Raw genomic sequence first — 9,548 nt, 5'->3', positions numbered from 1 at the left:
GGCTGGACGCCCTGGACGGATTGCTCGGCCGCAAGCCCGAGCCTGCGTCGAGCGCCCCTTCGAGTGCGGGGCCTCGCGCCACGCCGGGCCTGGAGCAGCTGAAGAAGGCCCAGGCCGTCGCCGAGATCGTGCGCGAGCAGAGCGACTATTATCACGCGACGAAGACCACCATCTTCAACGCCCTGATGAACACCATCGACCTGGCCCAGCTGGCGCAGCTGGATCAGAAGGCGGCGTCCGAGGAAATCCGCGACATCGTCGCCGAACTGGTGGCGATCAAGAACGTCTCCATGTCGGTGGCCGAGCAGGAGCACCTGGTTCAGGACATCCTGAACGACGTGCTGGGCTATGGGCCGCTGGAGCCGCTTCTGGCGCGCGACGACATCGCCGACATCATGGTCAACGGCGCCGGTCGGGTCTTCATCGAGGTCGGCGGCAAGGTTCAGCTGACCAATGTCCGCTTCCGCGACAACGGCCAGCTGATGAACATCTGTCAGCGGATCGTGTCCCAGGTCGGCCGCCGCGTCGACGAGGCCAGCCCCATCTGCGACGCCCGCCTGCCCGACGGCAGCCGGGTCAACGTCATCGCCCCGCCCCTGGCCATCGACGGCCCGACGCTGACGATCCGCAAGTTCAAGAAGGACAAGCTGACAATGCGCAATCTGGTGGAGTACGCCTCCATCAGTCCCGAGGGCGCGCGCGTCCTGGGCGTCATCGGCGCATCGCGATGCAATCTGGTCATCTCGGGCGGTACGGGCTCGGGCAAGACGACCCTGCTCAACACCCTGACGGCCTTCATCGACCCGACCGAGCGCGTCATCACCTGCGAGGACGCCGCCGAACTTCAGCTGCAGCAGCCGCACGTCGTGCGTCTGGAGACCCGGCCGCCGAACCTGGAGGGCCAGGGTCAGATCACCATGCGCGACCTGGTGAAGAACTGTCTGCGCATGCGCCCCGAACGCATCATCGTCGGCGAGGTCCGCGGGCCCGAGGCCTTCGACCTGCTGCAGGCCATGAACACCGGCCACGACGGCTCGATGGGGACGCTGCACGCCAACTCCCCGCGCGAAGCCATCAGCCGGATGGAATCGATGATCACCATGGGCGGCTACGGCCTGCCGTCCAAGACGATCCGCGAGATGATCGTCGGCTCGATCGACGTCATCGTCCAGGCCGCGCGCCTGCGCGACGGCTCGCGCCGCATCACCCACATCACCGAGGTGGTGGGGCTGGAAGGCGACGTCATCGTCACCCAGGATCTGTTCGTCTACGACATCACCGGCGAGGACGCGCACGGCAAGATCACCGGCCGCCATCGCTCCACCGGCATCGCCCGCCCGCGCTTCTGGGACCGCGCCCGCTACTATGGGCTGGAGCGGGAACTGGCCGAAGCTCTGGACGCGGCGGAGTAGGGGCGATGCTGCTTCCCATCCTGGCGGCGGTCCTGGCCTTCATCACCATCGGCGGCGTCGGCTGGGTGCTGGTCGGCGGCGACGATTCCTCGAGCCAGGCGGTCAAGCGGGCCAAGACCATGGGCGGGGTGCGGGCCGAGGCGGCGGCCAGCGCCAAGCGCGCGGCTGCGGCCAATACGCCCGAGGCGCGCCGCAAGCAGATTCTGCTGCAGCTTCAGGAGGTCGATCGACGCGAGCGCAAGGCGCGCATGACGATGGGGGCCAAGCTGAAACAGGCTGGACTGAGCCTGTCGGTGCGGACTTTCGTCATCATAAGCGTGGCCGCAGGCCTGGTCGGGGCGCTGCTGGCCTTCGTCCTGGGGGCGAACATCATCATCGTCCTGGGCGTCGGCGTGGCGGCGGGTCTGGGTCTTCCGCGCTGGATCATCGGCATGAAGGCCAAGGCGCGGATGAAGAAATTCTCTCTCGCCTTCGCCGATGCGATCGACATCCTGGTGCGCGGCATCAAGACCGGCCTGCCGGTCCATGACTGTTTCAAGATCATCGCTCGCGAGAGCCCCGAGCCGCTGGCCGGCGAGTTCCGCACCCTGGTCGAGGGCATGGGGGTGGGGCTGACGCTCGCTCAGGCCCTGGACAAGATGTATGAGCGCATGCCGACGCCGGAGCTGAAATTCTTCGCCATCGTCATCGCCATTCAGCAGAAGTCGGGCGGCAACCTGGCCGAGGCGTTGGGCAATCTGACCACGGTGCTGCGCGCCCGGCGGATGATGGTCGAGAAGATCAAGGCCCTGTCGTCCGAGGCCATCGCCTCGGCGGGCATCATCGCCTCCCTGCCGCCGGCGGTGATGATCCTCGTGATGCTGTCCAACCCCAGCTACATGATGCTGATGTTCACCGACATCCGCGGCCAGGTCATGCTGATGGGGGCGGCCCTGTGGATGGCGACCGGCGTCTTCGTGATGAAGCGCATGATCTCCTTCAAGTTCTGAGGCGGAGGCGACGATCGTGAACGGTTTCATGCGCTTCATCACCGACCCGCAGAACCTGCTGAGCATCGGGGTCGGCGTGGCGGTCTTCGCCAGCGTCCTGACCCTGCTGTCCTCCTTCGTCGGCGGCGGCGCGCGGCTGGACAAGCGGATGAAGGCCGTGGCCGAACGCCGTGAGGAACTGCGTCGCCGGTCGCGCCAGGCCATGCGCGGCGGCGCGGGGAACGAAGCCTCCAGCCTGCGCCGGACCGACGACAGTTTCCGCAGTCGCGTGGTCGCGCGCCTGAACCTGATGAAGCTGCTGGAAGACCCCAAGGTCGCCGACAACATGATCCAGGCGGGTTTCCGGGGGCCCGGGCCGCTGAACACCTTCTACTTCTTCCGCTTCGCCACGCCCTTCATCCTGATGGCGCTGACGGCCTTCTACCTGTTCGTCGTGGTCAAGCCGGACCTGCCGATGATGACTCAGGTCGCTATGGTGGTGATGGCGGCGGGCGTCGGCTTCTATGCGCCGAACATCTATCTGAAGAACATGATCGACAAGCGGCGGGCCTCGATCATGGCGGCCTTCCCGGATTCGCTCGACCTGCTGCTGATCTGCGTGGAGTCCGGCATGTCGATCGAGGCGGCGATCCAGAAGGTCAGCCAGGAGGTCGGCGGCCAGTCGATCGAACTGGCCGAGGAGCTGTCGCTGCTGTCGGCCGAGCTGAGCTATCTGCCGGACCGGCGCATGGCCTATGAAGGCATGGCCAAGCGGACGCAGCATCCGGGCATCAAGGCCGTGGCGACGGCCATGACCCAGGCCGAGACCTACGGCACGCCGCTCGGCTCCGCCTTGCGCGTCATGGCCAAGGAGAACCGCGAGCTGCGCCTGTCCGCCGCCGAGAAGAAGGCTGCGGCCCTTCCGGCCAAGCTGACCGTGCCGATGATCCTGTTCTTCCTGCCGGTGCTGTTCGTCGTCATCCTGGGCCCGGCCATCATCAACATCCAGGACATGATGAAGGGCGGCTGAGGGGCTGGGACGTCTCAGCCCTCTTCGGCGGTCCGCTTCAGGGCCTCGCTGATGGCCTGATAGGCGGGGCGGATGCGGGCGCGATGCTTGTCGTGGAACAGCTCGGCGCGCAGGCCCGTGAAGACCGTGCCGTGCGACACGATGCAGGCTCCGCGCTCCAACTCCTCGATCTCGTAATAGCGCAAGGTGCGGAACAGGAAGCCGCGACGCTCGATCCAGACCAGCTGGGCGTTGGGCTCCCATTCGCCCAGCTGCGCCTGCACCTGACGCTCGCCCAGGTCGGGCAGGCGCTCCGTCAGGCTGATCGGCGCGCCGAAGCCCAGGGCGCCCTCGACCTCGATCTCATGCGGATTCCAGCGGTTCCAGCCGCCGAAGTCCGTCAGCACCTCCCAGAGGCGTTCGGCCGTGGCGCGCACGCCGATGCGGTTCTCGATGCGGATCGTTTCCATGGCGCTTCCTGTGACACGGCTTTTTGCGTTTAGGAAGACGCAGAGGCGCCCGGCGTTTGTCCTTGGAGCCTTCGTCCCGCCGCGTTAAGTCCGGGCCACAGCGCAAGGAGCCGTCATGATCACCCGCATCCAGCCCGACAGCCGCATGAGCCAGGCCGTGATCCACGGCCAGACCATCTACCTGGCCGGACAGGTCGGCGAGCCGGGCGAGGACGTCGCCGCCCAGACGCGCACGGCCCTGGCCGAGGTCGAGGCGATCCTGGCCGAGTGCGGCAGCGACAAGTCGAAGATCCTGTCGGCCCAGGTCTGGCTGGCCGACATCGCCGATTTCGAGGCGATGAACGGCGTTTGGGACGCCTGGGTCGATCCGGCGAACCCGCCCGCCCGCGCCACCTGCGAGGCCAAGCTGGCGACGCCCGACTACCTCGTCGAGGTCATCGTCGTGGCGGCGCGCTGACATGGCCTGCGTCATCTCCCCGGAAAGCGAGCTGGAGCGGTTCAAGGCGACCCGCGTCACCGCCCTCTATCGCCTCGACCTGATCGAGAAGGGCGCGCAGCTGACCTATGACGACGGCGCGCCGGTCGACATGGCGTCCGAGGCGCAGCGGCTGAAGGATCAGGTCGCCGACATGGACCGCCGCATCGCGCGGCTGGAAGCGGCGGGCGAGGCGTGAGCCTGGCCAGCGTCCGGGCCTTCTTCGCGGAGCGGGCGCCGGACATCGCGGTCATCGAACTGGACGTCAGCACGGCCACCGTGGCCGAAGCCGCCGCGGCCCACGGCGTCGAACCCGGCCAGATCGCCAAGACCCTGTCGCTGCGGGCGGGCGACCGTACCGTCCTTCTGGTCACGGCGGGCGATGCGCGGCTGGACAACGCCAAGGCCAAGGCGGCCTTCGGCGGCAAGGTGAAAATGCTGGACCTCGCCGAGGTCGAAGGCGTGACCGGCCATCCGGTCGGCGGCGTCTGCCCCTTCGGCCTGGCGACGTTCTTGCCGGTCTATTGCGATGTATCGCTGAAGGTCTGGGACGTGGTGATCCCGGCGGCGGGAGACATCCACGCGGCCGTCCGCATCAACCCCGACCGGATGCTCGAACTGACGGGCGCCGCATGGGTCGACGCCTGCCGCTAGGTCGAGGCGAGCGGCGACGCGTCCAACAGGGCGGCGATGCGCGCCAGCTTGTCCGGGTTGCGGGTGATGAAGACTTCGACGATTCGCCCCTGAGCGATGTTGAGCGCCGTGGTTTGTAGAATGCGCCCGCGTTCCAGGCTGACATAGCCGGGCAGGCCGTCGATCCACAGCGGCCGGACCATTTCAGAGCCCTCGTGACCGTATTTGCGATGTAGCCCGGCATAGAGGCGCAGCAGTTTCGGCGCGCCGTGGATGGCGTTGTGGAAGGCGATGACCTTGCCGCCGCCGTCCGATCTCAGCGTCGCCTCGTCCGCCAGAAGGGCGCCGAGCGCGGCGGTGTCGCCGGTTTTCGCCGCCTCGAAGAAGGCGCGGGCGAGACGCTCGCCCTCCTCGGGTTCGACGGCGTAGCGGGGGCGGGCGGCCTGGATATGGCGACGTGCGCGGCTGGCCAGCTGCCGGACGGAAACAGGGTCGCGCTCAAGGGTCGTCGCCACCTCGTCAAAACCGACATCGAAGACGTCGTGCAGCAGAAAGGCCGCGCGCTCCAGCGGCGACAGACGCTCCATCGCCGTCATCAGCGACAGGGTCAGGTCATCGGCGAAGCCCTCGACGCCTGACGCAGGCTCGGTGATCAGGGGCTCGGGCAGCCAGGCGCCGACATAGGTCTCGCGCTGCATCCGGGCGGACTTCAGCCGGTCCAGCGCCAGGCGGGTCGCGGTGCGCGTCAGCCAGGCGCCGGGTTCGCGGATTCCGGCCGGGTCGATGCGGCTCCACCGCAGCCAGGCGTCCTGCGCCACGTCCTCGGCCTCGGCCAGGGAGCCGAGCATTCGATAGGCCAGGCGCGTCAGTCGCGGCCGATGCGTCTCGAAGGTCTCGGTGACGGGATCAGGCCGCGACATGCGGCTAGCCTGCCGGGTGCACCGAGCGGAAGCCGACGGCGAGCCGGTTCCAGACGTTGATCGCTCCGATGGCGAAGGTCAGGTTCACCTGTTCGGTTTCAGTGAACTGGGCCTTGAGCACGGCGTAGTCCGCATCGGACGCTTGGGTCTGTTCGATGCGGGTCAGGCTTTCGGCCCAGGTCAGGGCGGCGCGTTCGCGCGGGCTGAACAGCGAGGATTCCCGCCACGCCGCCAGCAGATGCAGGCGCACCTCCCTCTCGCCCGCCTTGCGGGCGTCGGCGGCGTGCATGTGCAGGCAATAGGCGCAGCCGTTGATCTGGGACACGCGGATCTTCACCAGTTCCAGCAGACTGGGCTCTAGGCCGGCGGCGGCGATGGTCTGCTCCAGGTCGAGCATCGCCTGATAGGCGTCGGGGGCGGCCTTGGCGGGGCTGGCGAGGCGTGGGGTCATGTCATGTCTCCTACGAGCGTGAGTGCGCGTCGCCTCCATGACGAGACAGGGCGGCGGAGTGTGACATGACCACGCGGATCAGGGCTGCAGACGCTCCAGCACCGTGGTGATGACGCGCTCATAGGCGTCGGTCAGGGCGCGCAGTTCGGCCTCAGGCACGCGCTCGTCGACCTGGTGCATGGTCTGGCCGACCAGACCCAGCTCCAGCACCGGGCACAGTGAACGAATGAAGCGGGCGTCGGAGGTGCCGCCGGTGGTCGAGGCTTCCGGACGGCGGCCCAGCACGGCTTCCACCGCGTCCTGCACGGCGCTGACGAAGACGCCGGGTTCGGTCAGGAAGGCCTCGCCCGAGCACATGTGCTCCAGTTCAATGCGCAGGCCGGTCTCGGCCTGAAGCGCGCCCGCCTCGCGGTTCAACCAGTCGATCAGGCCGTCGCCGGTGTGGGTCGGGTTGAAGCGGATGTTCAGCCGCGCCTTGGCCTCCGCTGGAATGATGTTGCTCGCCGGATTGCCCACGTCGATGGTGGTGATCTCCAGGTTCGACGGCGGGAACTCGGGGTAGCCTTCATCCAGCACGTGGGCGTCGAGACGGGCCAGCAGCCTGGCGATGACCGGGGTCGGATTGGCGGCGCGGTCGGGATAGGCGACGTGGCCCTGCTTGCCGAAGACGGTGATCCAGGTATTCAGAGAGCCGCGCCGTCCGACCTTGATCATGTCGCCCAGGTGGTGGGCCGAGGAGGGCTCGCCGACCACGCAGGCGTCGATGACCTCGCCCTCGGCGGCCAGGGTCTGGACCACCCGCTTGGTGCCGTGCAGGGCCGGGCCTTCCTCGTCGCCGGTGATCAGGAAGGACAGGGATCCTTCGATCTCGTCTCGGGCCAGCACGCGCGAGACGGCGGCGACCCAGGCGGCGATGCCGCCCTTCATGTCCACGGCGCCGCGGCCGTACAGGACGCCGTCGCGGGTCTCGCCCTCGAAGGGGCCGGCGCTCCAGGCCTTCAGGTCGCCGATCGGCACCACGTCGGTGTGGCCGGCGAAGCAGAGGTTGGGCGAGGCCGTGCCGCGCCGGGCGTAGAGGTTCTCGATGCGCGCGTCGTGGCCGACGCCGCTCGGTCCTTCGAACACCATGCGGCGGCAGGCGAAGCCCAGGCCGGTCAGGGCGCGCTCCAGTACATCCATGGCCCCTTCGTCGGCGGGGGTGACGGAGGGGATGCGGATCAGGTCGCGGGTCAGTTCGACAGGATCGATGACGGAATGTGATGCGGCGTTCATGAGGCTATTGCTTTAGGCATATCCCGCACTCGCGAGAAGGCCCGAAAACCGTGCCGAAGATCGACATCGACGCCGCCCCGACCCTCAACGGAACCGGATACCCGGACGAATTCGCCGCGCCGTGCAAGCCGCGCCGCCGCCAGCGGCTGGGCGATGCGGTCGGCCTGGACCAGTTCGGGGTCAATCTGCTGCGCCTGCCCGCCGGGGCCTGGTCCAGCCAGCGCCACTGGCACGCCGCCGAAGACGAGTTCGTCTGGGTGCTGGACGGCGAGGTGGTGCTGGTCGAGGACGAGGGCGAAACCCTGTTGCGCCCCGGCGACTGCGCCGGCTTCAAGGCGGGCGTCCCCAACGGCCACAAGATCGAGAACCGCAGCGATCGCGAGGCGGTCTTGCTGGAAGTCGGCTCGCGCCGCCCGGCCGACGACGCCTGCGACTATCCCGACATCGACATGATCCTCCCCCATGCCCCTCCTCTGGGCGCCGATCGCTATTTCCACCGCGACGGAACCCCCTATCCGAAGACGCCCAGACGAACGTGACGACCGACAATACCTCCGCTTCTCGCCCTGACGACGGCCCGTCCAGTCCCTGGAGCATTCCCGACTTCCGCCTGTTGTGGCTGGGGCGCGTGGCGGCGGTTCTGGGCATCCAGATCCAGTCCTCGGCCCTGTTGTGGCAGGTCTATGAGATCGCCCGGCGCGACCGTCCGATCGAGGAGGCCAGCCTCTATCTGGGGCTGGTGGGGCTGTGCCAGTTCCTGCCGCTGCTCGCCTTCACCCTGCCCGCCGGGGCTATGGCCGACCGGCGCGACCGCAAGCACACCGTCACCCTGTCGATCATCGTCGAGGGCATGTGCGCGGGCGCCTTCCTGCTGATGGCGCTGCACGGTTCGCCGCCGCTGTGGGGTCTGCTGGCGGTGGCCGCCGTCTTCGGCGCGGCGCGCGCCTTCCTGGCTCCGGCCAGCCAGGCCTTCCTGCCGATGGTGGTGGGGCGCAGGGCCCTTCCGCCCGCCATCGCCGCCCAGTCCATCGCCTTCCAGACCGGGGCCATCGCCGGTCCGGCCCTGGGCGGGGTCATCGTCGCCGTGTCCGTGCCGATGGCCTACGCCTCGGCCATGGCGCTGTTCCTGGCGGCGATGGCCTGCTTCATCTTGATCCGCACCAAGGGCAAGCCGCAGGTCGATCCGTCTAAGCTGGGCCCGGTGCAGCAGGTCAGGGAAGGCCTGGCCTATGTGTGGAAGACCAAGATCGTGCTGGGCGCGATCTCGCTGGATCTGGTCGTCGTCCTTCTGGCGGGCGTGGCCCTGCTGACCCCGATCTTCGCGCGCGACATCCTGCATGTCGGGGCTGTCGGTTTCGGCCTGCTGCGGGCCTCGTTCGGGGTGGGGGCGCTGATCATGGCCCTGTATCTCAGCCGCTTCCCCATCGTGCGCCACGGCGGGCGGTGGATGTTCGGGGCGGTGGCCGTGTTCGGCGTCTGCACCTTGATTTTCGGCTTGTCCAAGAGCGTCTGGCTGTCAGGGGCGGTGCTGTTCCTGGGCGGGGCGGCGGACATGATCAGCGTCAACATCCGCCAGACCCTGATCCAGCTGGCCACGCCCGATCATATGCGCGGGCGGGTGTCGTCGGTGTCCATGCTGTTCATCGGCGCCTCCAACGAACTGGGCGAGGCCTATTCGGGCGTCATGGTGCGCCTGCTGGGCCCGATCGGCGCGGCGGTGTTCGGCGGGATTGGCGCCCTGGCCGCGACGGGGGTCTGGGCCAGGGTCTTCCCCAGTCTGAGGAAGGCGAACAAGCTGACCTGATGCGCTCAAAACGACCCTTCTCCCCTTGTGGGAGAAGGTGGCATGCGAAGCATGACGGATGAGGGGTGGCGGCGGCGTCGCTCGTCGTGCGGCGCATAGAAAAAGCGCCGCGATCAGCTGACCGCAGCGCTCAC

General features: G+C 68.2%; 12 protein-coding genes. 8 read left to right on the top strand and 4 right to left on the bottom strand.

What is annotated here, in order from left to right; genetic code table 11:
- The 3 genes from BDIM_RS14605 to BDIM_RS14595 all read left to right on the top strand — a co-directional run.
- Positions 1 to 1,412, top strand: a 1,412-nt coding sequence (locus BDIM_RS14605) for a TadA family conjugal transfer-associated ATPase (protein WP_081461920.1), incomplete at its 5' end; no start/stop codon positions are given.
- Between the two features lie 5 nt (positions 1,413 to 1,417).
- Positions 1,418 to 2,401, top strand: a complete 984-nt coding sequence (locus tag BDIM_RS14600; protein ID WP_003166361.1) for a type II secretion system F family protein — start codon at positions 1,418 to 1,420, stop codon at positions 2,399 to 2,401.
- A gap of 16 nt (positions 2,402 to 2,417) precedes the next feature.
- Positions 2,418 to 3,410 (top strand): type II secretion system F family protein, encoded by a 993-nt coding sequence (locus tag BDIM_RS14595; RefSeq protein WP_003166360.1) that lies wholly within the window; start codon positions 2,418 to 2,420, stop codon positions 3,408 to 3,410.
- 14 nt (positions 3,411 to 3,424) lie between these two features.
- Here the strand turns inward: BDIM_RS14595 and BDIM_RS14590 are convergent, their stop codons facing one another.
- Complete coding sequence (locus BDIM_RS14590; protein ID WP_003166359.1) at positions 3,425 to 3,859, bottom strand: SRPBCC domain-containing protein; 435 nt, start codon at positions 3,857 to 3,859, stop codon at positions 3,425 to 3,427.
- Positions 3,860 to 3,974: 115 nt separating this feature from the next.
- Here BDIM_RS14590 and BDIM_RS14585 point away from each other — a divergent pair, with 115 nt between their 5' ends.
- From BDIM_RS14585 to BDIM_RS14575, 3 genes are read left to right on the top strand one after another with little or no spacing between them, the layout of a single operon-like run.
- Positions 3,975 to 4,316 carry a RidA family protein gene (locus BDIM_RS14585; protein ID WP_003166358.1) on the top strand — a complete coding sequence of 114 codons (342 nt, stop codon included), beginning with the start codon at positions 3,975 to 3,977 and terminating at the stop codon, positions 4,314 to 4,316.
- 1 nt (position 4,317) lies between these two features.
- Positions 4,318 to 4,533: a hypothetical protein gene (locus tag BDIM_RS14580; protein WP_003166357.1), complete on the top strand. Its 216-nt coding sequence runs from the start codon at positions 4,318 to 4,320 to the stop codon at positions 4,531 to 4,533.
- Entirely contained in the window at positions 4,530 to 4,988 is a 459-nt protein-coding gene (locus tag BDIM_RS14575; RefSeq protein ID WP_003166356.1) for a YbaK/EbsC family protein, read from the top strand. The genes BDIM_RS14580 and BDIM_RS14575 overlap by 4 nt, the downstream gene beginning before the upstream one ends.
- Here BDIM_RS14575 and BDIM_RS14570 read toward each other — a convergent pair.
- From BDIM_RS14570 to dapE, 3 genes are all read right to left on the bottom strand, one after another.
- Positions 4,985 to 5,887 carry a sigma-70 family RNA polymerase sigma factor gene (locus BDIM_RS14570; RefSeq protein ID WP_003166355.1) on the bottom strand — a complete coding sequence of 301 codons (903 nt, stop codon included), beginning with the start codon at positions 5,885 to 5,887 and terminating at the stop codon, positions 4,985 to 4,987. The genes BDIM_RS14575 and BDIM_RS14570 overlap by 4 nt on opposite strands.
- A gap of 4 nt (positions 5,888 to 5,891) precedes the next feature.
- Entirely contained in the window at positions 5,892 to 6,338 is a 447-nt protein-coding gene (locus BDIM_RS14565; protein ID WP_003166354.1) for a carboxymuconolactone decarboxylase family protein, read from the bottom strand.
- A 78-nt stretch (positions 6,339 to 6,416) separates the two neighbouring features.
- Positions 6,417 to 7,610 carry a succinyl-diaminopimelate desuccinylase gene (gene dapE, locus BDIM_RS14560; RefSeq protein ID WP_003166352.1) on the bottom strand — a complete coding sequence of 398 codons (1,194 nt, stop codon included), beginning with the start codon at positions 7,608 to 7,610 and terminating at the stop codon, positions 6,417 to 6,419.
- Positions 7,611 to 7,660: 50 nt separating this feature from the next.
- Here dapE and BDIM_RS14555 point away from each other — a divergent pair, with 50 nt between their 5' ends.
- On the top strand, positions 7,661 to 8,149 hold the full coding sequence (locus BDIM_RS14555; protein ID WP_003166351.1) for a cupin domain-containing protein: 489 nt from the start codon (positions 7,661 to 7,663) through the stop codon (positions 8,147 to 8,149).
- On the top strand, positions 8,146 to 9,414 hold the full coding sequence (locus BDIM_RS14550; RefSeq protein WP_003166350.1) for an MFS transporter: 1,269 nt from the start codon (positions 8,146 to 8,148) through the stop codon (positions 9,412 to 9,414). The genes BDIM_RS14555 and BDIM_RS14550 overlap by 4 nt, the downstream gene beginning before the upstream one ends.
- Positions 9,415 to 9,548: the final 134 nt, after the last annotated feature.

Source organism: Brevundimonas diminuta ATCC 11568 (genome assembly GCF_000204035.1).
Lineage (GTDB): Bacteria > Pseudomonadota > Alphaproteobacteria > Caulobacterales > Caulobacteraceae > Brevundimonas > Brevundimonas diminuta.
The sequence above is the reverse complement of the archived record's forward strand: the minus strand, read 5'-3'. Positions and strand labels throughout refer to the sequence as shown.

What these genes read in the sequence shown, in the direction of transcription:
- BDIM_RS14580 (WP_003166357.1), top strand. Translation starts at nt 4,318, where the DNA reads ATGGCCTGCGTCATCTCCCCGGAAAGCGAGCTGGAGCGGTTCAAGGCG.
- dapE (WP_003166352.1), bottom strand. Translation starts at nt 7,610, where the DNA reads ATGAACGCCGCATCACATTCCGTCATCGATCCTGTCGAACTGACCCGC.
- BDIM_RS14570 (WP_003166355.1), bottom strand. Translation starts at nt 5,887, where the DNA reads ATGTCGCGGCCTGATCCCGTCACCGAGACCTTCGAGACGCATCGGCCG.
- BDIM_RS14590 (WP_003166359.1), bottom strand. Translation starts at nt 3,859, where the DNA reads ATGGAAACGATCCGCATCGAGAACCGCATCGGCGTGCGCGCCACGGCC.
- BDIM_RS14565 (WP_003166354.1), bottom strand. Translation starts at nt 6,338, where the DNA reads ATGACCCCACGCCTCGCCAGCCCCGCCAAGGCCGCCCCCGACGCCTAT.
- BDIM_RS14585 (WP_003166358.1), top strand. Translation starts at nt 3,975, where the DNA reads ATGATCACCCGCATCCAGCCCGACAGCCGCATGAGCCAGGCCGTGATC.
- BDIM_RS14600 (WP_003166361.1), top strand. Translation starts at nt 1,418, where the DNA reads ATGCTGCTTCCCATCCTGGCGGCGGTCCTGGCCTTCATCACCATCGGC.